This window comes from Pseudomonas sp. BN415, assembly GCF_029871195.1.
Classification (GTDB): domain Bacteria; phylum Pseudomonadota; class Gammaproteobacteria; order Pseudomonadales; family Pseudomonadaceae; genus Metapseudomonas; species Metapseudomonas resinovorans.
This window is the reverse complement of sequence record NZ_SSOK01000071.1, coordinates 35,047-59,754: the sequence shown is the minus strand read 5'-3', so window position 1 is coordinate 59,754 and position 24,708 is coordinate 35,047. Positions and strand designations below refer to the sequence as shown.

Annotated in this window: 24 protein-coding genes; 9 read left to right on the top strand and 15 right to left on the bottom strand. The window is 65.2% G+C overall.

Going from position 1 to position 24,708, the window contains the following annotated elements; translation table 11 throughout:
* Window positions 1–139 precede the first annotated feature (139 nt).
* Window positions 140–1,003, top strand: a complete 864-nt coding sequence (locus E8F20_RS27445; RefSeq protein WP_280286567.1) for a methyl-accepting chemotaxis protein — start codon at window positions 140–142, stop codon at window positions 1,001–1,003.
* Between the two features lie 127 nt (window positions 1,004–1,130).
* On the opposite strand, the gene E8F20_RS27440 is transcribed toward E8F20_RS27445, so the two are convergent.
* From E8F20_RS27440 to E8F20_RS27425, 4 genes are all read right to left on the bottom strand, one after another.
* Entirely contained in the window at window positions 1,131–1,994 is an 864-nt protein-coding gene (locus E8F20_RS27440; protein WP_280286566.1) for an alpha/beta hydrolase, read from the bottom strand.
* 231 nt (window positions 1,995–2,225) lie between these two features.
* The gene (catA, locus tag E8F20_RS27435) at window positions 2,226–3,152 is read right to left on the bottom strand and encodes a catechol 1,2-dioxygenase (RefSeq protein ID WP_280286565.1); all 927 of its coding nucleotides are present in this window, start codon (window positions 3,150–3,152) and stop codon (window positions 2,226–2,228) included.
* A gap of 38 nt (window positions 3,153–3,190) precedes the next feature.
* On the bottom strand, window positions 3,191–3,481 hold the full coding sequence (gene catC / locus E8F20_RS27430; RefSeq protein ID WP_028628792.1) for a muconolactone Delta-isomerase: 291 nt from the start codon (window positions 3,479–3,481) through the stop codon (window positions 3,191–3,193).
* Window positions 3,482–3,497: 16 nt separating this feature from the next.
* Window positions 3,498–4,619, bottom strand: coding sequence for a muconate cycloisomerase family protein (locus E8F20_RS27425; protein ID WP_028628791.1), 1,122 nt, complete (start codon window positions 4,617–4,619; stop codon window positions 3,498–3,500).
* A 135-nt stretch (window positions 4,620–4,754) separates the two neighbouring features.
* On the opposite strand from E8F20_RS27425, the gene E8F20_RS27420 reads away from it, so the two are divergent.
* A complete protein-coding gene (locus E8F20_RS27420) occupies window positions 4,755–5,639 on the top strand; it encodes a LysR family transcriptional regulator (protein WP_280286564.1) in 885 nt (294 codons plus the stop codon).
* Between the two features lie 194 nt (window positions 5,640–5,833).
* Here the strand turns inward: E8F20_RS27420 and E8F20_RS27415 are convergent, their stop codons facing one another.
* From E8F20_RS27415 to E8F20_RS27365, 11 genes are all read right to left on the bottom strand, one after another.
* Window positions 5,834–6,457, bottom strand: coding sequence for an NIPSNAP family protein (locus tag E8F20_RS27415; RefSeq protein ID WP_280286563.1), 624 nt, complete (start codon window positions 6,455–6,457; stop codon window positions 5,834–5,836).
* A gap of 60 nt (window positions 6,458–6,517) precedes the next feature.
* Window positions 6,518–7,798, bottom strand: coding sequence for an OprD family porin (locus E8F20_RS27410; RefSeq protein WP_280286562.1), 1,281 nt, complete (start codon window positions 7,796–7,798; stop codon window positions 6,518–6,520).
* Window positions 7,799–8,190: 392 nt separating this feature from the next.
* Window positions 8,191–8,691: a flavin reductase gene (locus E8F20_RS27405; protein WP_280286561.1), complete on the bottom strand. Its 501-nt coding sequence runs from the start codon at window positions 8,689–8,691 to the stop codon at window positions 8,191–8,193.
* A gap of 18 nt (window positions 8,692–8,709) precedes the next feature.
* On the bottom strand, window positions 8,710–9,669 hold the full coding sequence (locus E8F20_RS27400; protein WP_280286560.1) for a PDR/VanB family oxidoreductase: 960 nt from the start codon (window positions 9,667–9,669) through the stop codon (window positions 8,710–8,712).
* 89 nt (window positions 9,670–9,758) lie between these two features.
* On the bottom strand, window positions 9,759–10,499 hold the full coding sequence (locus E8F20_RS27395) for an SDR family NAD(P)-dependent oxidoreductase (protein ID WP_280286559.1): 741 nt from the start codon (window positions 10,497–10,499) through the stop codon (window positions 9,759–9,761).
* Between the two features lie 10 nt (window positions 10,500–10,509).
* The gene (locus E8F20_RS27390) at window positions 10,510–10,986 is read right to left on the bottom strand and encodes an aromatic-ring-hydroxylating dioxygenase subunit beta (RefSeq protein ID WP_280286558.1); all 477 of its coding nucleotides are present in this window, start codon (window positions 10,984–10,986) and stop codon (window positions 10,510–10,512) included.
* An 11-nt stretch (window positions 10,987–10,997) separates the two neighbouring features.
* Complete coding sequence (locus tag E8F20_RS27385; RefSeq protein WP_280286557.1) at window positions 10,998–12,272, bottom strand: aromatic ring-hydroxylating dioxygenase subunit alpha; 1,275 nt, start codon at window positions 12,270–12,272, stop codon at window positions 10,998–11,000.
* Between the two features lie 44 nt (window positions 12,273–12,316).
* Window positions 12,317–12,832 (bottom strand): nuclear transport factor 2 family protein, encoded by a 516-nt coding sequence (locus tag E8F20_RS27380; protein ID WP_280286556.1) that lies wholly within the window; start codon window positions 12,830–12,832, stop codon window positions 12,317–12,319.
* A gap of 5 nt (window positions 12,833–12,837) precedes the next feature.
* Window positions 12,838–13,200: an IacB protein gene (locus tag E8F20_RS27375; protein WP_280286555.1), complete on the bottom strand. Its 363-nt coding sequence runs from the start codon at window positions 13,198–13,200 to the stop codon at window positions 12,838–12,840.
* Window positions 13,201–13,227: 27 nt separating this feature from the next.
* Window positions 13,228–14,400 (bottom strand): acyl-CoA dehydrogenase family protein, encoded by a 1,173-nt coding sequence (locus tag E8F20_RS27370; RefSeq protein WP_280286554.1) that lies wholly within the window; start codon window positions 14,398–14,400, stop codon window positions 13,228–13,230.
* Between the two features lie 25 nt (window positions 14,401–14,425).
* Window positions 14,426–15,538 carry an amidase gene (locus E8F20_RS27365; protein ID WP_280286553.1) on the bottom strand — a complete coding sequence of 371 codons (1,113 nt, stop codon included), beginning with the start codon at window positions 15,536–15,538 and terminating at the stop codon, window positions 14,426–14,428.
* Window positions 15,539–16,275: 737 nt separating this feature from the next.
* On the opposite strand from E8F20_RS27365, the gene E8F20_RS27360 reads away from it, so the two are divergent.
* From E8F20_RS27360 to E8F20_RS27330, 7 genes are all read left to right on the top strand, one after another.
* On the top strand, window positions 16,276–17,427 hold the full coding sequence (locus E8F20_RS27360; protein WP_280286552.1) for an ABC transporter substrate-binding protein: 1,152 nt from the start codon (window positions 16,276–16,278) through the stop codon (window positions 17,425–17,427).
* Between the two features lie 243 nt (window positions 17,428–17,670).
* The gene (locus E8F20_RS27355; RefSeq protein ID WP_280286551.1) at window positions 17,671–18,708 is read left to right on the top strand and encodes a branched-chain amino acid ABC transporter permease; all 1,038 of its coding nucleotides are present in this window, start codon (window positions 17,671–17,673) and stop codon (window positions 18,706–18,708) included.
* A complete protein-coding gene (locus tag E8F20_RS27350) occupies window positions 18,705–20,501 on the top strand; it encodes a branched-chain amino acid ABC transporter ATP-binding protein/permease (RefSeq protein WP_280286550.1) in 1,797 nt (598 codons plus the stop codon). The genes E8F20_RS27355 and E8F20_RS27350 overlap by 4 nt, the downstream gene beginning before the upstream one ends.
* Window positions 20,501–21,292 (top strand): ABC transporter ATP-binding protein, encoded by a 792-nt coding sequence (locus E8F20_RS27345; protein WP_028628776.1) that lies wholly within the window; start codon window positions 20,501–20,503, stop codon window positions 21,290–21,292. The genes E8F20_RS27350 and E8F20_RS27345 overlap by 1 nt, the downstream gene beginning before the upstream one ends.
* 43 nt (window positions 21,293–21,335) lie before the next feature.
* A complete protein-coding gene (locus tag E8F20_RS27340) occupies window positions 21,336–22,319 on the top strand; it encodes a 2-dehydropantoate 2-reductase (protein ID WP_280286549.1) in 984 nt (327 codons plus the stop codon).
* A 12-nt stretch (window positions 22,320–22,331) separates the two neighbouring features.
* Complete coding sequence (locus E8F20_RS27335; protein ID WP_280286548.1) at window positions 22,332–23,099, top strand: class II aldolase/adducin family protein; 768 nt, start codon at window positions 22,332–22,334, stop codon at window positions 23,097–23,099.
* 13 nt (window positions 23,100–23,112) lie between these two features.
* The gene (locus E8F20_RS27330; protein WP_280286547.1) at window positions 23,113–24,654 is read left to right on the top strand and encodes a methyl-accepting chemotaxis protein; all 1,542 of its coding nucleotides are present in this window, start codon (window positions 23,113–23,115) and stop codon (window positions 24,652–24,654) included.
* Window positions 24,655–24,708: the final 54 nt, after the last annotated feature.

Genomic DNA, 24,708 nt, shown 5'->3' with positions numbered 1-24,708 from the left:
GTGGGGGCGATTTCAATCGCGAAGCAGACCGAAGGGCTGCCCTACGGAGGTTCGTTGGGGGCAGCTACGCCGCCCCTAGCGAATGAATTCGCCCCCACAGGTAACTTCCCCCGGTGCCTGCCACCGACAAGGATTCCCCATGTCCCGACAATCCCTGGCCGCCCTGCTGCTCTTTCTCGGCGGCCTGTTCATGCTCGCCGCCTGGCTGCTGGCCAGCCCTTGGCCGCTGGTCCTGGCCGGCGCCTGCAGCTTCTGCGGTGGGTTGCTCTATCACCATCTGCCTGCTCAGGTCATCGAGATTCCGGTGATCCAGCCAGCCCCGGAGCCGCTGCCCGCCTCGCCGCCCCTTGTGGATATCTCCGCATCGCCAGTGCCCAGCCTGCCCCTCGAACCACTGCTGACCCGCCTGGTCGACCTCGGTGGCGCCATCGCCCAGAGCGAGGCCGACATGCAGCAGGCCAATACCCTGGCGCGGCAGGCAGGCGAGTGCCTGCAACTGAGCACCCGCAGCATCGAAGACTCGAAAACCTCGATCAGCCAGTTGGGCGACTATATGGTCCATATCACCGCGGTGTTCAACGACCTCAGTGACCAGTCGCAGCGCATCGGCTCCATCGTCGGCAGCATCCAGGAGATCGCCAAGCAAACCAACCTGCTGGCCCTCAATGCCGCCATCGAAGCGGCACGCGCCGGCGAGCAGGGTCGCGGCTTCGCGGTGGTGGCCGATGAAGTGCGCAACCTCGCCCGCCGCGCCAACGAAGCCAGCGAACAGATCAGGGAGATTGTCGGCGGCCTGCAAAACGCCTCGGAGAACGCCCGCACGGGCCTGGCCCAGGTGGACGGCTCGACCCGCTCCGGCCTGGAGAAATCCGCCATCGCGCTGCAGGCCCTGGCAGAGATGAAGACCGTGGCCACCACACGTTACGAAATCGTCCAGCGCATCATGCAGCGGCTGGAAGAGAAGCAGCGGATCACCGGGCAGTTGCGGGAGTTGTTGGGTTGAGGCTAATGGCTCCCTGTGGGGACGTTTTACTGTGGGGGGCGAATTCATTCGCGATGCAGGCCGCAGGTCTGCCTTTGGGGGCGCTGCGTGCCCCTCAGCGATTGAAATCGCCCCCACAAAGGATCTGCTACAACGCCATCAATTCGCACATCGCCCGGTACAACGGCGTCCCCGGCTGGCCCAGCTCCAGCACCACATCGAAATGGTTCCGGCCGGGCGCTTCGACAAAGCGCCCCGGCAGCCCGTTCGCGCGCCAGGCCTCGAGGAAGTCATGGGACTGGCGAGCGAACTCCGCCGTCTCCAGCGCCCCGTAGCTGATCACCAGCTCGGCGCCTCGCGTGGGCAGGTGGAAGGTCGGGCTGTTGCGCCGTGCCGCCGCCTCGTCCATCCCCATCCAGCCGTTGATATGCGTTTCCAGCAGCGGCCGTAGGTCGAACAGCCCACTGATGGGAAGCGCACCGCGCAGCACGCCGTCTGGCACGCCGTAGCGCCCATGCCAGCCTCCGGCCAGCAGCATCCCGGTCAGGTGCCCGCCCGCCGAACTGCCGCTCGCATACAGGCGCTGTGGGTCACCGCCGAACTCGGCGATATGCCGGTGCAGCCAGGCCAGCGCTTGGCGGGTCTGGCCGACGATGTGATCGAGGGTTACCGCCGGGGCCAGGTCGTAGTCCAGCACCACCACGCACGCGCCGGCAGCGGTCAGGGCCGGCGCCATAAAGGCGGAATCCGCCTTGGACAGGGCTCGCCAGTAGCCGCCGTGGATGAACAGCAGCACCGGGGCATCCGGCCGCTCGGCGGGGAAGATATCCAGCCGCTCGCCGGCACCCGGTCCGTAGGCAACATCCTTGAAACAGCGCAGGCCGGCATGGGCTTCGTCACTCAGCGCGCGGTAGTGGCGTGGGTACTGGTCGAAGTCCTCGACGCTGGCGCGGGCGTTGTATTGCACGTCGTAGTAGGCGGCCAGTTCGGCCGGATCGCTGGGGCGGGTCATGAGCACCTCCGATGGTTTTCCGGCGATTAGGCGGCATCCCGAGGAGGGGCGAAATCCGGAAAGTCGGGGATGGTTATCCGGAGAATTGGAGCAGTGATTCGCGGCAAGACCGAGTGCGGGGTGAGGGAAGCAGCGTTCGGCATTGCCCCGAAAGCAGCCGCCCATAAAAAAGCCGGCCAAACGGCCGGCTCAAATGGCGGAGGAACCAGCCTCCCCCACCAATTCGGTGACTCAGGCTTCGGCGCGTACGCGGTCGCGAATCGCTTCCTGTTCCGGAGTCAAAGCGGATTGCAGCTCGAAGTTGAACTCGATCTCGGCGAAGCGATCCTTGGCGCCACGGGCAGCGGCGGCAGCGGCGTCTTCAGTGAAGCGCACCTCACCCACCAGGCCGTCGCGGGTGGCGTAGGCGAAGTCGTCCCACAGGTACTCGTCGCCGGACAGGTTGATCTGGGTGGTCAGGTGGCGATAACCCGGCGCAGAGATGAAGAAGTGGATGTGCGCCGGACGATTGCCGTGGCGGCCCAGCAGGTTCAGCACTTCCTGGGTGGTGCCATCGGGCGGGCAGCCGTAGCCGGACGGCACGATGCTGCGGGCGCGGTAGCGGCCCTCACTGTCGGTGACGATGCGGCGGCGCAGGTTGTAGTCCGACTGGGTGGTGTCGAAGTAGGAGTAGGTGCCCTTGGTGTTGGCGTGCCACAGGTCGACTACCGCGCCGGCGATGGGCTGGCCTTCGGTATCGAGTACGCGGCCTTCGAGGAACATCACGGTGCCCGGGTCGGTGCCATCGTCCATGCGGGTTTCGCCTTCGGACAGCGGCGCGCCGGCTACGTACAGCGGGCCTTCGATGGTGCGCGGGGTGCCGCCGGACAGACCGGCCTGCTCGTCCTGGGCATCCAGCAGCAGGTCGAGGTAGTGCTCAAGGCCCAGGCCAGCCACCAGCAAGCCGGCTTCACCACGAGCGCCCATGCGGTTGAAGTAGTCCACCGCCTTCCAGAACTCCTCGGTGGTGACTTCCAGGTCTTCGATGATTTTGACAGTGTCGATCAGGATGCGGTTGACCAGCTTCTTCATGCGCTGGCTGCCCTGATCGTTGTTGAAGCCGCTGGCTTCCTGGAAGAACTTCTGAACGCTTTCGGTGCTGGACAGTTTGATAGTCATGGCTATTTCCTCATCTTGTTGTTATCGGCGCGAAACGATCAGCGATCGTCTTCGTGAATCGACGATGGGTGGCGGCAGAGGCCGTCCACCTCAATCTCCATGTAGGGGAACAACGGCAGCTGCATCAGGGTGTCGTGAAGCTCCTCGACGCTGGCGAGGTCGAAGACGCTGTAGTTGGCGTAGTGACCGGCGATGCGCCACAGGTGACGCCACTTGCCTTCGCGCTGCAGGCGCTGGGCCAGTTCTTTCTCGTCGGCCTTGAGCTTGGCGGCCTTGGCCGGGTCCATGTCGACCGGAAGCTTCACAGTCATTTTTACGTGGAACAGCATGGGATCGGACTCCTGTTTACTTGCGGCGGAAGAACGCCAGGCGCTCTTCGTCCAGGGCGAGGCCAAGGCCGGGGGTACGCGGCACGTGCAGCTGGAAGTCACGGTAGACCGGTGCTTCGCTGACGATCTCCTCGGTCAGCAGCAGCGGGCCGAACAGCTCGGTGTGCCAGGTCAGTTGCTTGAGGGTAACGAACGCGTGGGCGGACGCCAGGGTGCCGATGGAGCCTTCCAGCATGGTGCCGCCATACAGGGCGATTCCGGCCGCCTCGGCGATCTGCGCGGTGCGCAGCACGGCGCGCGGGCCACCGTTCTTGGCGATCTTAAGGGCGAAGATGCTGGCGGCGCCGTCGGCGGCCAGGCTGAAGGCGTCTTCGACACTTTCGATGGATTCGTCGGCCATGATCGGCGCCGGGCTGCGCTGGTTCAGGCGCACCTGGCCGGAACGGTTGATGCGCGAGATCGGCTGCTCGATCAGGTCGATGCCGTTGTCGCCGAGGATGCGGCAGGCACGCAGGGCGACGGATTCGTCCCAGGCCTGGTTCACGTCGACGCGCACGCTGGCGTTGTCGCCCAGGGCCTGTTTGATGGCGATCACGTGCTTGAGGTCGCGGTTCACTTCGCCCGCGCCGATCTTCAGCTTGAAGATGCGGTGACGGCGGATTTCCAGCATGTGCTCGGCTTCGGCGATGTCCTTGGCGGTGTCACCGCTGGCCAGGGTCCAGGCCACTTCCAGGCCATCCCGCACACGGCCGCCGAGCAGCTCACTGACCGGCAGACCGAGGCGCTTGCCCTGGGCATCCAGCAGCGCGCTTTCCAGGCCGGACTTGGCGAAGGTGTTGCCCTTGGCGGCCTTGTCCAGACGCAGCATGGCGGCGTTGATGTTGCAGGCGTCCTGGCCGATCAGCAGCGGCGCGAGGTGGCTGTCGATGTTCTGCTTGATGCTCTCGGGGCTCTCGTTGCCGTACGCCAGGCCACCGATGGTGGTGGACTCGCCAAGGCCTTCGACGCCATCGGAGCAACGCAGGCGGATCACCACCAGCGTCTGGTTCTGCATGGTGTGCATGGCCAGCTTGTGCGGGCGGATGGTCGGCAGGTCGACGATGATCGCCTCGACGCTTTCGATCAGAACTTGGCTCACTTCAATACCCATCAGGTTCGTTTCATCTGGTCCCGATAGTGGCCGCGACAAATCGCGAGGTCCAATATAGAGTTTGTCTAGCTCGATACCTCCAGGGTATCGACCAACCTGAAACGCAATCGCCCCGGAGTCACCATGGAGCTTCGTCACCTGCGCTACTTCCAGGCGCTCGCCGAAACCCTCAACTTCACCCGCGCCGCAGAACGCCTGCACATTGCGCAACCTCCACTGAGCCGCCAGATCCAGCAGCTCGAAGAGGAGCTGGGCGTGGCCCTGCTGGAGCGTGGCAGGCCCCTGCGCCTGACCGAAGCGGGGCGCTTCTTCCATGAGCATTCCAGCACCCTTCTCGAACAGCTGACAAAGGTCTGTGACAATACCCGCCGCATTGGGTCGGGCGAAAAGGCCTGGCTCGGCATCGGCTTCGCGCCCTCCACCCTCTACGGTGTGCTGCCCGATCTGATTCGCCGCCTGCGCAGCGACGCCGGCCTGGAACTGGGGCTGTCGGAGATGACCACGCTGCAACAGGTGGACTCGCTCAAGGCCGGGCGTATTGACGTCGGCTTCGGCCGCATCCACATCAACGACCCCGCCATCCAGCAACAGGTGTTGACCCTCGACCCGCTGGTGGCCGCCCTCCCCGCTGGGCATCCGTTGTTGCCCGGCCCGGTGAGCCTGACCGACCTGGCCCAGGAGCCTTTCGTGCTCTATCCGGGAAACCCCAGGCCGAGCTATGCCGACCATGTGCTCGCGCTGTTCGCCGCCTACGGCCTGCAGATCGAAGTGGCGCAGTGGACCAACGAACTGCAGACCGCCATCGGCCTGGTCGCCGCCGGCATCGGCATCACCCTGGTGCCGGCCTCGGTGCAGGTGCTGCACCGCATCGACATCGGCTACGCCACCCTGCAGGAAGCCCAGGCCACCTCCCCGATCATCATCAGCCGTCGCGTGGGCGATGCCTCGCCGGCGCTGACCCATTGCCTGGCGCTGATCGAGGAGCTGTCCGAAGGGCGCATCGGCTGAACAGCGGACACCTTGTGGGGGCGAATTCATTCGCTGAGCAGGCCGCAGGTCTGCCCTGGGGATATTCGGGGCAGCTTCGCTGCCCATAGCGAATGAATTCGCCCCCACGAAAAACCGCCCCCACAACAAGAAAAAAAGGCCCGCAAAGGAGTGGAACGGGCCGAGGTAAAGCTAAAAAGGTTTCACATCCCGCCCTACTGCAACGGCGAAAACTTCGCCGGCAGGTAGGCCGTGGAATGCATCTCGCGCAGCTGTGGCCCGGAGTTCTCCGGCGGCCACACGCCGTCCTCCACAGCCCTCGTGCGCACGTCGAGCCGCTGCTCCAGGGTTGCGTAGGGCCAGATGTGCAGGTAGCGCGGCGTGCGTCCGTCGGTGGCGTAGAAGGCGGCGTAGACCTGTGAATAGCCTTCTCCGGTGCGCGGCCCGACGGCCTTTTTCCAGCCTTCCAGGGTGGGGGCCAGGCCGGAGGGAATCAGGTTGTATTCGCGCAGTTCGTAGAAGGGGCCGTGGGCGCCCGGCGCGAGGGGTTCGAGAAAGGGGAACAGGCTGTAGTTCTCCACCTTCATGTCGAGCATGAATTCCTCGATACCGAATGCGTCCCTCGCCAGCAGGTAGCGCTCGCGCTCGGCCTGGCGGGTCTGTTCATCGCTGAAGCCGCGCAGCACGGCGACCTGATTCAGAGGGCCGATCTCGGACGACCAGCAACCGACCAGGGTGCAACCCGGCAGCGCTTCGGTCAGGGTGGATTCCAGGCGCGCCAGGGCCGCGGCCGGGGTGCGCACCCGCAGGGTGAACGTGATGAGTTCGTAGAGTCGCATCGAGGTCTCTTCGCCTTGGCCGAAAGCGGGGCCGGCCATCATCGGCCGGCCCCGTGCGGCTCAGAACTTGAAGGTGTAGGTGGTGATCAGGCGGTTCTCCTGGTAGTCCGGGCCCGAGGCGCTGCCATTGCCATAGCGGGTTTTCACGTCGATGTTGCGCCACTCGACGCCAACGCCCTTGAGCGGGCCGCTCTGCACCACATAACTGAGGAAGAAGTTGCGTTCGCTCTCGACGTTCTGGTCCAGGGCATTATTGCCACGGTCGATGCCGGTGCCGCGCAGGTAGCGGGTCATCAACTTGAGGCCGGGTACGCCGTAGGCGGCGAAGTCGAGGTCGTAGCGCAACTGCCAGGAGCTTTCGTTAGGCTTGACGAAGCCGACGGTGGACCAGTTCACCAGGTAGGGTTGCGGCGCGTAGCCGTTCAGGGTCGGGAAGGCACTCTCGCCGAGCATGCGCTGGTAGCCGACGCCGACGGCGTGGGCGCCCTTGCGCAAGGTGGTCATGGCACCGTAGGACTGGTTATCGATGTCGCCGTAGAGCGCCTTGCCGTCCTCGCTGTTGTCGAAGTAGCGCAGGTCGGTCTTCAGGCCATAACCGTTGCCGAGGTCGGCGTTGTGGGTCAGGCCGGCGTAGTGCTGCTGGTAGATGTCTTCGAGCTGGCCATAGAAGTAGGTGGCGGAAAGGCTCGGATTGAAAGCGTAGGTGGCACCGCCGAAGTTCAGCCCATCGCTGGTGCGACGCGGGCCGTTGGGGCCGGTGAACAGGTACATCTTTTCGCGGTTGGACGACTCGCGGCTGCTGATTTCGGTGAAGCGGCCGGCGGTGAAGGTCAGCTTGTCCAGTTCACGGGAGTCGAGCAGGAAGCCGTGGTAAGTGGTGATCAACTGGCGGCTGTCGTCGTAGAAGGCAACCGGCAGCATCGGGCGGTGCTCGCCCACCTTCAGCTCGGTCTTGGAATAGCGCATCTTGCCCGTCAGTGCGGCACGGCCGTAATCACGCGCCTGCTCACCCTTGCTGTCGTCGTAGGGAATGATGCTGTCCGGGCCGCGTCCACCGCCGCCGTCCAGGCGATAGGCATATTGCCCGGAAAGGTCCAGCCCGAACTGCAACGGGCCTTCGGTATATCCGGAGATGGCGCGAAAATCAAAACCCTGAGTCCAACTACCGATACGTGACTGCGGGGCATTGTCCTGTTTGAAGTCACGATCGATATAGAAGTTACGCAGTCCGAGACTGATCTGCCGATCCTTCACGAAGTCCGCCTGGGCAGACATCGGCACGAGCATTCCCATCAGGCCCGCGGCGGCAACGCCGCTGGCCAGCCAGCTGTTCTGAAACATGGACGTGATCCTTTATTACATGTGCACGCAATGCACATTGAGTGGGAGCAGATTAATTCGCTAAAGAGCAACTCAGGCAGTTAATCCGCAGTGTTGTTTTTATGACCACTTACTGCAAAAAGGCGTAGCAAGGCCCGTTACCCGAACATGTACGGGCGCCCTCGATTTCTAGTTATGGGTACAACTCAAAACTTGGCGAAGGAAACTCGCCAGGTAATCCGGAGAAACTCCGGAATTCTTTCTTCCGTTCCGGGGCTCCGCTTGCTGGGCTTCGCATCGCTCAGCCACAACCTGCGGAGTTCGCCGCAAGAGCCAGCTTGCTGGCGAACACCCCCGCGACGATCTTTCGCGAGCAAGCTCGCTCCTACATGAACCCAGCCCACCAACCCGGCTCAGCACGCCGAGCGCGAGGCATCTCCCAGGCGGTGGTAGGCGCGGTTGAAATACACCAGGCCTTCCTGGCTCTTGCCGTGGCGAATGCCCAGCACTTCGCAGTAGAAGATGGTGTGGGAACCCACCTCATGGGCTTGGGCGATGCGGCAGTCGAAGCTCACCAGGGCGTCGTCCAGCAGCGGCGAACCGCTCTCCAGAGTGCTCCAACTGGCGCGGGCGAAGCGCTCGTCGGGGCTCAGTTCGCGGTTGGCGAACACGGCGGATATTTCCTTCAGCTCGGCCGTCAGCACGTTCACGCTGAGCACGCCGTTCTGCTTGAAATGGCCATTGGCGAACGAGGAGCGGTTCATGCACACCAGCAGCGTCGGCGGCTGGTCGGTGACGCTGCACACTGCCGAAGCGGTGAAGCCGAAGCGGCCCGCGGCACCATCGGTGGTGATGACTGAAACGGCGCCGCCCAACAGCGCCATGGCATTACGAAATCCAGTGGTATCGACCATGGTCTTGCCCCTCGGGTGTCAGATGTCCAGCACCAGTTTTTGTGACTTGGCGCGCGAGCAGCAGACCAGGATCTGGTCATTGGCGGCCTTCTCTTCATCGGTCAGGTAGACGTCGCGGTGGTCCGGTTCCCCTTCCAGCACGTCGCACAGGCACGTACCGCAAACGCCCTGCTCGCAGGAGATCTCGATCTTGATGCCGACGCCGGCCAGCGCGTCGACGATGCTCTGGCCCTCGGCCACCTGCACGGTCTTGCCGCTGCGCTCGGCGACCACTTCGAAGCTGTCGCCGCTGGCGTCCACTTCAACCTGGAAGTACTCGCGGTGAATGTGATCGTCGGCGTAACCGGCCTTGCCGGCTTCGGCAATCACCCAGTCCATGAACCCGGCCGGGCCGCAGACGTACACATGAACGTCGTCGGCCGGCTTACCCAGCACGGCAGGCAGGTCGAGTTTCTGCGCGGCGTCTTCGTCGTCGAAGTGGGTGTGCACACAGGCAGAGAAGTCGGCGTTTTCCAGCTCATCGAGGAAAGCGGTGCGGCTGCGCGAGCGACCGCAGTAGTGCAGCTCGAAGGCGCTGTCCTGCGCGGTCAGTTCGTGGGCCATAGCGATCATCGGGGTGATGCCGATGCCACCGCCAATGAGGATCGAACGGCTCGCGCCGGCAGCCAGCGGGAAGAGGTTGCGCGGTGCGCCGATGGCCACCTCGCTGCCTTCCTGCAGCAGTTCGTGGACCGCCACCGAACCACCACGGGAAGCCGGGTCACGCAGTACGCCAAGGCGGTAGACGGAGGCATTCGCCGGATCACCGCAGAGGGAGTACTGGCGCACCAGGCCGGGCTTGAGGTGGATATCCACATGGGCGCCGGCCTCGAACGCCGGCAGGGGTTTGCCCGACGGGTCGGCGAGGTCGAGGATCACGACGCCCTCGCCCTGCTCCACCCGCTTGCGGACCACCAGATTCAACACTTGCTCACTCATACCGGCCTTCCCGCACCTTCGAGGTGCTGCTTGTTCTCGTTGTTACCCACCGCACTGCACGCACGGCCTTGCTTTGTCGCTTCGCGCACTCAGCGCATGAACAACCCACCATTCACATCCCAGGTCGCCCCGGTGGTGAAATAGGCTTCCGGACGCGCCAGTTGCACCACCAGGTCGCCGAGGAAATCCGCATCGCCCAAGCGCTTGACCGGGATGTTGGCCAGCAGCCCTTCTATGCGCTCGGCCGGCACCGCTGCGCGCACGGCGGGCGATTCGATCGGCCCGGGCGCGATGGCGTTGACGGTCACACCATTGGCCGCCAGCTCCTTGGCGAAGATCTTGGTCAGGGTGACGATGGCGCCCTTGGACGCGGCGTAGTGCGCGCCCGTGGCGGTGCCGCCGTTCTGTCCGGCCAGAGAAGCCATGTTGACGATCCGCCCGTAGCCGGCCGCGGCCATATGCGCACCGAACACCTGGCAGCCGACGAAGACGCTGCGGGTGTTCAGGCTCAGGACGCGGTCGAATTCTTCGGGGCTGATCTGCATGACAGGCGTCGTCATGGTCATGGCGGCGTTGTTCACCACCACATGCAGCGCACCGAAGCGTTCCAGGGTCGCCGCCAGCGCCGACTTGAAGTCGGCCTTGCTGGCCACGTCGAGCGTCAGCGCCAGGCTGCGTTCGCCGCTGGGGTCGAGCCGGTCGGCAGCGGCCTGGGCACGCGCCAGCGACAGGTCGGTGATCACCACCGCGTAACCGGCGGCGAACAGGCGGCTGGCGATGGCGAGACCGAGGCCTTGTGCCGCACCGGTAACCAGAGCTACTTGGGTCATGGCCAGTGCCTCAGAGGATGTAACCGATACCCGCCAGGGTGTCGGTGGAATTTATGAGTTGGATCAGCTTGCGCTGGATCTTGAAACCCTCGCCTTCGCGCTTGAGCTGAAAGGTGATGTCGGCGGTGTAGTGCTTGAGCACGTCCTTGCGGAACTCCCGCAGGTTCTGTGCGCAGCGCACGGTGACCACGCCGTCCTCTTCCCCCAGCACGCGGAAGCGCGACAGGGCACGCACGGTGCGGGCGCGCGGACTGGTGGAGATGGACTCGCCGCCGATCAGGCGCTGCACGCGCAGCTGGCGCATGTGGTGGTCGTCGTAGGCGTAGTTCAGGGTGTTCTCGAAATCGGTCTCGTTCGGATCGATCGGGATGATGTAGGTGCCCTTGTCGGACCACAGGTTCAACCAGGCGTCGAACTCGCCGTGGTCGAGCATGTCCGCTTCCTGCCAGATGAAGGCGCTGACGTGGTTGAGTAGTTCAAGATTCATGTTTTTTCTCCTCACACCGACATCATCTTTTTCCATTGCTGATAGGCCGCGCGCATGCCGGTCTCGGCGCTCACGTCGCTGATCAGCCCGTCCTCGCTCTCTTTCTCACCGGGCAGACCGCGGTTGAGCATGATCCAGAGGTCGGTGCCCGCCTGGGCGCCCTTCTGCACGCGCTCCCAGGCCTCGGAATCGTCCGGGGTGCCGAAGCCCATGGGGCCTTGGAAGTGTTCGTGCAGGCGCAGGCGGTAGCGGTTGGCCACGGCGGGGCCGCCGTCCATGGTGATCACCGCGTGGTGGATTTCGGTCTCGTTCACCGAGATCGGCTGCAGCACGCGGAAGAAGGCCATGGAGCAGGCCACGTTGGGGAACAGATTGAGGTTGAAGCCGGAGCCGCCGACGGCGCGGACGATGCGGCGCACCTGCTGCTCCTCGATGCCTTCGGCGCGCAGATCATTGGCCAGGGCCTCGAAGCGCTCGGGGATCGGCTTGTCCAGGTCGGCTTCCAGGTCAACCAGGTCGGGAATCATCACCATCACGCTGTGGCCGTTGCCCAGGTCCTCGACGTAGCCCGGCCCTTTGACGAAGTCGAAGAGTTCCAGGGTCTGCTCGTCCACCGATGACAGGAACGACTTGTGCACCAGCGGGAAGTGGTAGGCGTCGGTGGTGTTTTCCAGCTGGATCTTCCAGTTGCCGGGGAAGCGGAAGCGGTGCTCACCGGAAACCTTCACGCCGTAGCCGGCCCCCTGTTTCATGAACAGGTCGATCCACTTCTTGGCTGGGCCGAGGAAGTCCACCAGCGGCTCGATGTCGTCCTTGAAGGTGGCGAAGATCATGCCGTTGTATTGCTCGACACGCAGGCTCACCAGCGGCAGCTCGCCCTTGTCCAGGCAGTCGGCATAGCTTTCCGGGTGCGGCACGCCGCGCAGGCTGCCGTCCAGGGCGTAGCTCCAGCCGTGGTACGGGCAGACGAAGCTGTTGGCCTTGCCCTTCTTGTGTTCGCAAACGGTTGCGCCACGGTGGCGGCAACGGTTGAGCAGCACGTGCACGTCCTTTTTGCGGTCGCGCACGACGATCACCGGCTGCTTGCCGATGTAGGTGCTCTTGTAGCTGCCGCCGTCTGGAATCTCGCTGGCGTGGGCCACCCAGATCCAGGTGCTGTAGAAGACCTTCTCCAGCTCTTCGTCGAAGATGCGGGCGTCGGTGTAGAGAGAGGTGTGCACGCGGTCGTGCAGCACCAGGTCGGCCGGCGAGCTGGCCAGGTTCACGGTTTCGATCAGGTTGGTCACGATCACTCCTCGTCGACGCAAGGCGCCGACTTACAGAAAAAAGGTCATTCGCCGTTCTTGTCCGGAACCGGCAGGTGCGCGTCGCTGTTCCACGCCTCCACCGGACGGCTGAACAGGTTCTCGGTCTGGAAATGCGCCATGCGCCAGGTGCCCTCCTCCTCGCGGAACTTCACTGTCAGGCGCGCCGCATTGAGGTGCGAGGCGCCACTGGCGAAGGTCGAGGTCTGCAACATCACCCAGCTGCCGACCGCTTGCGCGCCTTCGACGCGGATCAGCTCGGAGCAGAGAAAGTGCACGTTCAGGGCGAAGTGCGCCGGCTCGACCATGTAGGTGGCGAACATGGCGCGGATCGCCTCACGCCCCTGGTAGCCACCGAAGCTCTTGGCGTACTTGGCCCCCTTGCCTTCCCAGACGGCGTCGGCGGTGAACAGGCCAGCCAGCTCATCCAGGGGCGTGCGGGCATCCAGTGCGTCGCACAGCTCCATGTAGCGGTTCATGCAGGCCCGCACGGAATGCTCGCTTTCCAGTTGGCGCAGGCGTTGCTCAAGGGCTTCAGTCATGGCGGTCACGCGCGCTGGATGATCAGTTCGCGGCCGGTGCGGGCCTCGACCTTGGCGTACCGCCAGAGCTTGTAGGTGCCGTCGCCCACCGCTGTGGTGCGGAACAGGTTGCAGGCAGCATGTACGGTCTCGATGTCCGGCACGTCGGCCAGCAGGTAGGTGGTCCAGGGGTAGCCACTGGAAGGGCCGACCATGCTCTGGTCGTCGTCCATGTTGCCGAACACCTTCACACCGGGCAGGTCGTGGATGCCGTTCCACATTTCGCTGAAGGCGGCCCAGACTTGCAGTTGTTCTTCGCGCGGGGCGTCGAAGAAGTTCTGGTTGATACCCATGCAGAACAGGACGCGCAGGGCTTTTTTCTCGCTCATCGAAATCACCGATCAGTCAGTTGGAATTCACAGGTAGCCGGGCAGCGGCTTGTTGCCGAAGAAGATCGCGCCAGCGTTCTGGTAGGTCATGTCGCCCATGAAGGCGTGCTGGGTGATCACCAGGGTATCGTTGACGAAGCGCGACAGCGGGTTGTCGCGGTACACGCCCGTCATGCCGGAGAGCATCTGCGCGCTGCGCGCCACTTCGGCAGACACACGAGTGGCGTGGGTCGAGGACAGTCGCAGCAGGTTGGTCTGTTCCACGCTCACGGCGTCGCCGGCGAGCACGGTTGCCCAGGCGCTTTCCATCGCCTCGTAGAACCAGGCGCGGGCGGCGCGCAGTTCGGCCTCGGCCTTGGCCATCTGCATCTGCGCCAGGGGGCGGTCGGCCAGGGCCGGAGCACCAGTCACGGAGAAACGGCCGCTGGCCATGCCGCTGAGGTAGTCCAGCGCGGCGCGGGCAACGCCCAGGCCGACCACGGACAGCACCTGAGTGGCGAACGACAGCGACGGGTAGCGGAACATCGGCTCGTCGAGGTTGGCCGGACCGCCGCGAACGAAGGTCCAATCTTCCGGCACGACCACGCCGTCGATCACCACGTCATGACTGCCGGTACCGATCAGGCCGACCACGTCCCAGGTCTCCTCGATCTTCACTTTTTCGCGCGGCATCACGGCCAGGCGCGGCAGGCCGACGGTGTCGCCGGTTTTCGGGCTGATGCCGACACCAATCAGGGTGGCGCCCATGCAGCCGCTGGAGAATTTCCAGCGCCCGTTCACTTCCAGCCCGCCCTCGACGAAGGCGGCCGGCTGCGGCGGGAAGATGCCACCGGCGAAGACCACGTCCGGACCATTGGCGTAGACCTTTTCCAGGGTCGCCAGGGGCAGCGCCGCCAGGTACACCGGGTTCATGCCGAAGCTGGCGACCCAGCCGGCGGAGCCGTCGGCAGCGGAGATTTCCTCCACCATCTGGCAGAACGCCATGGGCGAGCGCTGGTCGCCGCCGAAGCGGGTGGGCACCAGCGCGCGATAGACGCCAAGCTCCTTGAAGCGCTCGATCACGTCCTGGGAAATGAATTTCTGCCGGTCGAATTCCTCGTGCCGGGCACGCTCGCGGATGTCGGCGAGCAGCGCCTGGAATCCTTCACTCGCGGTAATCGGGGCGGGGTGCTGGTAATCCAGCGCGCTTAGCGAAGACATGGGGCTCTCCAGGTGGGCTTCTTGGTTATTGTTCGAGGCGACGCGCAAGCTCGCGGGCGACTGCGCAGAGCAGTTCATCCGCGCCCTTGGCGGCAACGAGTTGCAGGCCCACCGGCAGTTTCGAGGCGCCCTCGAAGGGCATGCTCAGTGCCGGGTGGCCAGTGAGGTTGAACGGCCGCACGAAAGCGGTCATGCCAATGGCCGCGCGGGTGTCGGCGGCGTCTGCCACCCGCGCCGGGTAATCGGGCAGGGTCGGCAGGGCGAGGATCGGGCAGCGCGCCAAGGCGGCGTCGACCTCGGCGGTGAAGGCGGCGCGAATGGCTTCGGCTTCAGCCAGGGCGGCATCGGTGGTCTTGCTGGCAGCCAGCAGGCGGGACGCAACATCGGCGCCCACCAGGCCGGTGTCCACCAGGTGGCCGCAGGCGTTCCAGGTTTCCCGGTTGATAATGGCCAGGCCTGCGTCATAAGCGGCTTGCATGCCGGGCAGTGGGGCGCTGTGCAACTCAAAATCCGAGGCTTCCAGCACGGCGTCCAGGGTCGCCTGCACTTCCGGGTTGGCCTCGACTGGCACCACGCCGATGCGGATGCCGCTGACGCTGGGCAGCGCCTGGAAGGACGGGTCGATGACCGCCATGGCCTCGATCAGCAGATCAATGCTGGCCGCGAAGGGACCGACGCAGTCCAGCGAGGTTTGTGCCGGCATCACGCCGGCGCGGCTGATACGACCGAAGGTGGGCTTGAGGCCGAAAACACCGCAGCAGGCGGCGGGTACGCGCACCGAGCCACCGGTATCGGTACCCAGGGAAAAGTCGCAGAGGCCAGCGGCGACGGCGGCAGCCGAACCGCTGGAAGAGCCACCGGGTACGCGGCCTGGATAGCGCGGGTTCTCCGCGGTACCGGTCCAGGCATTGAGGCCAGTGGTGCCGAACGCCAGTTCATGCAGGCTGGTCTTGCCGGTGATGCGGCAGCCCGCGTCCAGCAGCGCCTGGACCACACTGGCATGACGCTCGGCGTCCGGCGCTTCTTCCAGCGCGCGACTGGAGGCACGGGTCGGGTGGCCGGCGATATCGATGGTGTCCTTCACCATCACGGCTCGCCCCGTGCCCCCCAGCTCCAGCTTCTCGACCACTATCGTCATCTGCTTCACCCATTGGCGTTCTTGTTGGTGCTCGATCGAGCCCCTGTCCGGGGGTGTCGATCGCGTAAATCTAAAATCGGAAGAATTACGTGAAATGTCAATTGAATTATCACAAGAAAATGAGTGTGTATTTTCGGTGCATTTTTGAGTAACCCAGCACCAGTAACGTGCAGTTCGGTAACAGGGATAAAATGGAAAATTCACACAACACAACCAAATAAATCGTTACTTATCAGTTAGTTATGATTTTTATGAGATTAATTCTCATATTTTCCAAAGGAAGCACCCATCTTCCTTCGCACCTGTTGATGTGCGTTTATCGAACAAAATGTTTGCACTTCGTCGCAAAAAAACCGGCAATAAAACACAGATTTTCAAACCAAAAAAAACACTGATTCAGACGCAAAAAACCCCATGCAAAAGACCACTGCACGGCCGATTGCCACTGGTGCGAAAGGGTTTTTTCGGAAGCGTCCGATGGAGGCATCAGAAAGCGCTGGCTAGAGGAGATAACAGGCAAGGCAAGCAGGCCCCCGCCATCACCGCACCGGCACAGAGCAGGTTTTCTGGCACGGGAGCTGCAATTTGGTTTCCCGCCGAGCGGGATACCCGCCGGTAGCGCCTCGTGGCGCCAGAACAACAAGAAGGCGGCAAGCCAACCGCGCATCGGCCCCTAGCAGCCGGCGCGCACTGCGGGTCCTTGCCTCTCCAATAGCCTTGCAACCCCGGAGTACGTCATGCACTTCAAACAAGCCGTGTCCACCCTGCTCCTCAGCGCCGCCTGCCTGTCGTTCGCACAGGCCGAAGTGAAGGTCGGCGTCATCACCTCCTCCACCGGCCCCATCGCCCTCGTCGGGCTGCCCCAGAAGAATTCCGTGCCGCTGTTGCCCACCCAGGCCGGCGACCAGCCGGTGAAGTACATCGCCCTGGATGACGGCAGCGACCCCACCGCCACCGTCAAGGCACTGAAGAAGCTGATCAGTGAAGAGAACGTGGACGCCATCATCGGCCCGAGCGGCTCGCCCAACGCCATGGGCGTGATCCAGTTCGTCGCCGAGGCCGGCGTACCCTTGTTGGCCCCGGTGGGCACCGCCGCCGTGGTGCTGCCGATGAACGAGCAGAAGAAGTGGGTGTTCAAGACCACCCAGAACGACGACCTGATCGCCAAGGCCCTGGTGGAGGACATGACCACCCGTGGCGTGAAGACCCTGGGCTTCATTGGCACCGCCGACCCCTACGGCGAGAACTGGTCCAAGGTGATGGGCACCATAGCCGCTGAGCACGGCATCAAACTGGTGGCCAATGAGCGCTTCCAGCGCCAGGACACTTCGGTCACCGGCCAGAGCCTGAAGGTGCTCGCGTCCCGTCCGGACGCCGTATTGGTGGCCGCCCCCGGCAGCGCCGCGGTATTGCCACAGACCACCCTGTTCGACCAGGGCTATCGCGGCCAGATGTACCAGACCCACGGTGCCGCCCTGCCGGACTTCCTCAAGCTCGGTGGCAAGAAGGTGGAAGGCACCATCCTGGCTGCGAGCCTGATGCTGGTGCTCGACCAGATGCCCGACAGCCACCCCTCCAAGACCATCGCAGGTGAGTACGTGACCGCCTACGAAAAACTCAACGGCAGCAAGCCGGCCACTTTCGGCGCCAACACCTTCGACGCCGGCCTGCTGCTGCAAAAGGCCATCCCGCTGGCTGCCGCCAAGGCCGCGCCGGGCACCCCGGAGTTCCGCGCCGCCCTGCGCGATGCGCTGGAGGCAAGCCACGAGGTCCCCGCCACCCAGGGTGTCTACAACATGACGCCGGATGACCACAGCGGCTTCGACGAGCGCGGTCGCGAACTGATCCAGGTAAAGAACGGCACCTGGACCCTGCTCGGCAGTAACTGAGCCTTGTGGGGGCGATTTCAATCGCTATGCGGGCCGAAGGTCCGCCCTGCAGATTCCACAGGGGCAGCGTTGCTGCCCTTGGCGAATGAATTCGCTCCCCACAGAAAAGCGCGCCGTAGGGTGGACATCGCTTTTCATGTCCACCAACCGGAGCCCAGACCGAGCTCCGAATGTGGATGAAAGAAGCGTTATCCACCCTACGTAAAGGCCGAAGTCCTCCTTTTCGCAACAAGAGTTCCCACCATGAATTTCCAGATTGCCCTGCTGCTCGGCCAGGACGGCATTACCAACGGCGCCATCTATGCGCTGCTGGCGCTGTCGATCCTGCTGGTCTTCACCGTGACGCGCATCCTGCTGATCCCCCAGGGCGAGTTCGTCACCTACGGCGCGCTGACCATGGCCGCCCTGCAGGCTGGCCAGCCCACTGCATTGGTCTGGCTGCTGCTCGCCCTCACCCTGGCCGATTGCGCCATGGACCTGTATGACGCCACCCGCGCCAGCCGCGGGTTCCGTTTTCCCAGGCGGATCGTCCTCAAGCTCGCCTACGCCCTGGCCATGGTGGGCCTGATCCGTGGCCTGCCCCTGGCCGACCTGCCCATGGCGATCCAGGCACTGTTGACCCTGGCGCTGGTGGTGCCCCTCGGACCGCAGCTCTATCGCCTGGTGTTCCAACCCCTGGCCTCGTCCAGCGCCCTGGTGTTGCTGATCGTCTCCATCGCCGTGCATGTGTCCATGGTGGGCATCGGCCTGCTGATGTTCGGCCCGGAAGGCGCGCGCACTGCACCGTTCTCCGAGGCCGGCCTGACCCTCGGCCCGGTGACCTTCAACAGCCAGACGCTGTGGGTGATCGCCGTGTCCCTGGCACTGATCATCAGCCTGTTCCTGTTCTTCGAGCGCAGCCTGTATGGCAAGGCCCTGCGCGCCACCGCAGTGAACCGCCTGGGTGCACGGCTGATGGGCATCTCGCCGACGCTGGCGGGCAAGTCCACCTTCGCCCTGGCCACCTTCATCGGCGCGCTGTCGGGCATCCTCATCGCCCCCATCACCACCCTCTATTTCGACTCGGGCTTCGTCATCAGCCTCAAGGGTTTCGTCGGCGCCATCATCGGCGGCCTGGTGAGCTACCCGGTGGCTGCCCTGGGCGCCCTGGGCGTTGGCCTGATCGAGGCGTTCTCGATGTTCTGGGCCAGCACCTATAAGGAGATCATCGTCTTCACCCTGATCATCCCCTTCCTGCTCTGGCGCTCCCTCACCAGCCGTCACGTGGAGGACGATGAATGAAACCGCGCTACCTGATCCTCGCCCTCGTGGCCGTGCTCGGCGTCGCGCCGCTGCTGCTGCCGCCCTTCTACGTCACCCTGCTGAACTACATCGGCCTCTACACGCTGGTGGTCCTCGGCCTGGTCCTGCTCACCGGCGTCGGCGGCATGACCAGTTTCGGCCAGGCCGCCTTCGTTGGCCTTGGCGCCTATACCAGCGCCTACCTGACCACCGTGCAGGACCTGCCGGACTGGCTGGCCTGGGCCAGCGCCTCCCCCTGGCTGACCCTGCTGGTGGGGCTGGTCCTGACCGGCGCGGTGGCCTTGCTGCTCGGCGCCCTGACACTCAAGCTCTCCGGTCATTACCTGCCACTGGGCACCATCGCCTGGGGGCTGTCGCTCTACTACCTGTTCGGCACGATGGAATCCCTGGGTGGCCACACCGGCGTCAGCGGCCTGCCTTCCATCTCCCTGTTCGGCTGGGAGTTGAACAAGGGCGAGGAGATCTACTACCTGATCTGGGCGGTGCTGCTCTGCGCCATGCTGGTCACCCAGAACCTCCTGGACTCCCGCGAAGGCCGCGCCATCCGCGCCCTCAAGGGCGGCCAGCTGATGGCCGAGTCGATGGGGGTGAACACCTTCCGCTCCAAGCTGGTGATCTTCGTCATCTCCGCCCTCTTCGCCGCCGTCTCGGGCTGGCTCTACGCCCACACCCAGCGCTTCGTGAACCCCACGCCCTTCGGCCTGCACATGGGCATCGACTACCTGTTCATGGCGCTGATCGGCGGCGTCGCCAGCGTCTGGGGCGCACTGCTCGGCTCCGGCGTGCTGACCCTGCTCAAGCAGTGGCTGCAGGACCTGCTGCCGCAACTCTTCGGCAGCACCGGCAACTACGAGGTGATTGTCTTCGGGCTGATCATCATCCTGCTCATGCAGCGTGCACCCGGCGGCCTCTGGCCGTTGCTGCTGCGCCTGGTGCCGGCGTCCTGGAAGCCACGCAAGGTGATCAGCGTCGGGGCCGCCGCCGAGCTGCCGCGCCGCGTTCTGCCTGCGGCCGGTGAAGTGCTGCTGGAAGCCCGCAATGTGACCCGCCGTTTTGGTGGGCTGGTGGCCAACAACGACATGAACCTGGACGTGCGCGCCGGGGAAATCCTCGCATTGATCGGCCCCAATGGCGCCGGCAAGAGCACCCTGTTCAACCAGCTCTCCGGTGTGGATACGCCCACCTCGGGCGAGGTGCTGTTCCGCGGGCAGCGCATCAACGGCATCCCTTCGCGCAACATCGCCGCCATGGGCATGAGCCGCACCTTCCAGCATGTGAAGCTGCTGCCGGAAATGAGCGTGCTGGAGAACGTCGCCATCGGCGCCCACCTGCGCGGCCACAAGGGCGTGCTCAGCGCCGCGCTGCGCCTGGACCGCGCCGAGGAAGCCGAACTGTTGGCCGAAGCCCGCCGCCAGCTGGAGCGCGTTGGCCTGGGCGACTACCTCGATGCCGAAGCCGGAAGCCTGGCCCTCGGCCAGCAGCGCATCCTCGAGATCGCCCGCGCCCTCTGCGCCAACCCTTGCCTGCTGCTGCTCGACGAGCCCGCCGCCGGCTTGCGCCACAAGGAGAAGGAAGCCCTTGGCATGCTGCTCAGCCGTCTGCGCAGCGAAGGCATGGCGATCCTGCTGGTGGAGCACGACATGGACTTCGTCATGGGCCTGGTGGACCGGGTAGTGGTGATGGAGTTCGGCCAGCGCATCGCCCACGGGCTGCCGGCCGACGTACAGAAAGACCCGGCCGTGCTGGAAGCCTATCTCGGAGGAGCCGAGTGATGAACATGCCGATTCAAGACCTGAAGCAGCCGCAAAACCTCGTGGCCAACGCTGTGCTGGAGGTCCGTGATCTCAGCGTCGCCTACGGCAAGGTGGAGGCCCTTGGCAACGCCAGCCTCACCGTTGGCCAAGGGCAGATCGTCACCGTGATCGGCCCCAACGGCGCCGGCAAGACCACCCTGCTCTCGGCCATCATGGGCGTGCTCGGCTCCCGTGGCCGGGTCGAGTTCGACGGCAGCCTGGAAGCGGTGCCGGAAGTGGAAGTGATGGTGTCGCGCGGCCTCGGCCTGGTGCCGGAGAAGCGCGAGCTGTTCGGCAGCATGACCGTCGCCGACAACCTGCTGCTCGGCGCCTTCCAGCGCCACCGCAGCGGCAAGCGCGACCACGGTGAGACCCTGAAGGAGGTCTACGACCTCTTCCCGCGCCTGCGGGAGCGCCGCGACCAGCTCGCCGCTACCCTCTCCGGCGGTGAGCGGCAGATGCTCGCCGTGGGCCGCGCGTTGATGGCCAAACCCAAGCTGCTGATGCTCGACGAACCCAGCCTGGGCCTGGCGCCCCTGATCACCCGCGAGATCTTCCGCATCATCACCACCCTGCGCCAGCAGGGGGTGTCCATCCTGCTGGTGGAGCAGAACGCCCGAGCCGCGCTGCGGGTGGCCGACTACGCCTACGTGCTGGAAACCGGACAGATCGCCATGGAAGGTCCCGCCGCCCAGCTGGCCGACGACCCGCGCGTGATCGAGGCCTACCTCGGCCTGGCGAGCAAGCACCAGGAGATGCTCGCCAGCTGACGCACCGGCCCGGCCGCCATGGCCGGGCCATCAAGGAGGAACCATGAATCACTCACCCCGTATTTGCATCGCCGGGACGGGCGCCATCGGCTGCACCCTGGCCGCACGTCTGGCCGACGCCGGCAATGCGGTCTCGGTCCTGGCCCGAGGCGCCACCCTGGCAGCCATCCGCGCGAACGGCATCCACCTGGACGACCTCGACGGCCACCACTTCGTCCACGTCCCCGCCAGCGACCGTGCTCACGACCTCGGCCCCCAGGACATCGTCTTCCTCTGCGCCAAGGCCGATGCCCTGCCCGCCCTCGCCGCCGACATCCAGCCGCTGCTGCACGCCGGGAGTCTGGTGGTGCCCGTGGTCAACGGCCTGCCCTGGTGGTACTTCCACGGTCTGCAAGGCCGCTTCGCCGGCCAGCACATCCGCGCCGTGGACCCGCAAGGCCTGCTCGCCGAACGCATCGACCTCGCCCGGGTGATCGGCTGCGTGGTCTTCATCACCGCGCAATGCCCGGCCCCCGCCGTGGCCGAGGCGCAGAACCCGCACCTGATGATCTTCGGCGAGCCCGACAACCGCCTCACCTCCCGCCTGGAACAACTGCGGGCGGTCGTGGCGGGAGCGGGAATCGAAGCCCGCGCCAGCGAGCGCATCCGCGATTCGGTCTGGACCAAGGCCATCGCCAACCTCAGCTCCAACCCGTTGTCGGTGATTACCGGCGCCACCCTGGAGCAGATCTATGGCCAGGCCGACCTGCGTCAGCTCGCCAGCGACTGCCTGCACGAGACCTTGCTGACGGCAGCGGCCTACGGCGCACGCATCGAGTTCGATCCGCAAACCTTCCTCGACCTGGGCGCCGGCATGGGCGCGGTGCGCACCTCGATGCTCCAGGACTATGACAAAGGCCGCCCCCTGGAGCTGGCCGCCATCGGTGACTCGGTACTGGAACTGGCCGAGCGCCTTGAACTGCCCATGCCCATCACTCGCCACCTGGTCGCCCTGGCGCGCTTTCGCGCCGACCAGCCACGCCCCTGACCGGAGCCGTCCATGAACGCCATCGCCCCCATCACCCAGCCCAGCCACTGCAGCGACGAGGAGTGGGCCCTGCGGGTCCAGCTCGCCCACTGCTATCACTTGGTGGACTACTTCGGCTGGACTGAAACCATCTTCAACCACATCTCCGCGCGCCTGCCCGGCCCCGCCCACCACTACCTGGTGAACCCCTTCGGCCTCAATTACACCGAGGTCACGCCGGCCAACCTGCTCAAGGTGGACCTGCACGGCCGCAAGCTGGAGGAGTCTCCCTTCGATGCCAACCCCGCCGGCTTCGCCCTGCACAGTGCGGTGCATGGTGCGCGGGACGATATCCATTGCCTCATTCACACCCACACCACGCCCATCTCCGCCATCGTCCAGAAGCGATCCGGTTTCTCCCACGACAACTTCTACGGCGCCCAGCTCCATGGCCGCATCGGTTACCACGAGTTCGAGGGCATCACCCTGTTCGATGACGAAAAGGTTCGGATGATCGAGAGCCTCGGGGACAAGCACATCCTGGTGCTGCGCAACCACGGTATCGCCGTGGGCGAAAGCAGTATCGCCAACACCTTCTTCCTGCTCTGGACCGTGCAGCGCGCGGCGGAGATCCAGTGCGCAGCGGGCGCCCTCGGCGGCGAGGACCACCCGCTGCCCGTGGCCATCCAGGGGAAATGCACCGACCTCACCGCCATGCTGATCCGCGAAAGCGGCTTCGCCACCAAGTTCTTCGATGCCATGGTGCGCAAGATGCACACCAATCGCGGCCCGAGCTGGTAGGCAGGAGCCGCGGATGAACACCCAGGACTTCATCGAACCGCCCATTTCGCGACTGGACCCGGAGGGTCGTCTGCTCCAGTGCAACGACGCTTACCTGGCGCTGTGCGGCTACCGCCGGGACCAACTGCTGAACCAGGCCTTCACCCGCATCAACCACCCGGGCATGCCCGAACAGGTGATCGAGCGGATGTGGCGCACCCTGCGCGCCGGCGTGCCCTGGAACGGCCCGCTGATGGGCCAGCACCGGGAGGGCGGCACCTTCTGGAGCGACCTCTACGTGGTGCCGCTGTTCGACGGCGGCCAACTGGTGGCACTCGGCACCGTCTACCACCCCATGGAACGGGAGAGCTGCCGACGCGCCGATGCCCTCTACGCCCGGCTGCGCCGGGGCTTGAGCGCCGAAGCCCCCTGGCAACGCGGCCTGCGCCTGGCCGGGGAGCACAGCCTGGCCCTGCTGGCCGCCCTCGGCGTCGGCACGGCCACCGTCGCCGGCGCCCTGTCGCCCCTGGAGGCGCTGGGCCTGCTGGCGGGCATCAGTGCCATCACCCTGCAGGCGGCCTACAATCGCCGGCGCGGCACTCGTGGCGGCCTGGCGCGTTATCCACAGGTCTACAGCGACCCGCTGCTGGCTTCGGCCTACAGCGGGCGCGGCGGCATCGACGCCGAACTGGACATGGCCCTGGGCAACCTGCAGCTACGCCTGCGCACGGTAATGGCGCGCATCCATATCAACGGCGACATCCTGCGCAGCCGCGCCGGGGAATCGTCGGCACTGGTCGCCGGCGAAGCCGGGCAACTGGAACGCCAATTGGAGGAAACCGAGCAGTCCGCCGCCGCGGTGCAGCAGATGAGCAGTACCATCCAGGAACTGTCGCGCAACCTCCAGGACAGCGCCGAGGCGACCCAGGCCGTCGATCGCCTGGCCCGCGACGGCGACCGGCTGGCGGCCGACAGCCAGGCCTCCATGGAGACCCTGAGCGGCTCGGTGGAAGCCATCGGTGACGCGGTGGGCCAGCTCGCCGAGTCCATCGAATCCATCAGCGGTATCGCTGAAGTGATCCAGAGCATCGCCGAACAGACCAACCTGCTCGCCCTGAACGCCGCGATCGAAGCGGCCCGGGCGGGGGAATCGGGCCGGGGCTTCGCCGTGGTGGCCGATGAGGTACGCACCCTCGCCTCCCGGACCCGCGACTCCACCGGGCAGATCCAGCAGTCCATCGAACGCCTGCGCAACGGTAGCGCCGACGCCCTGGCCACCGCCCGGCGCGGCGAGGCGGCAGCTCAGCAATCCAGCCGCGACGTGGCGCAAGTGCGCGAGGCGCTGCGGCGCATCAGCGGCGAAGTCGGACAGATCAGCGGCATGAGCCTGCAGATGGCCAGCGCGGTGGAGCAACAGGGCCAGGTGGCCGAGGAAATCAACCGCCAGATCGCCCGCATCGCCGGCCTCGCCCAGCAGAGCGCCGGCCAGGCGCAACGCAGCACCCAGATCGGCCAGGAGCTGCACCAACTGGCCCACTCCCAACTCGACCTGGCCCAGCGTTTCCTGCAGGGCTGAGACACGCCGGTTGCCCGTGTGGCAACCGGCTAATCCTGATCGGGGTCAAGACTG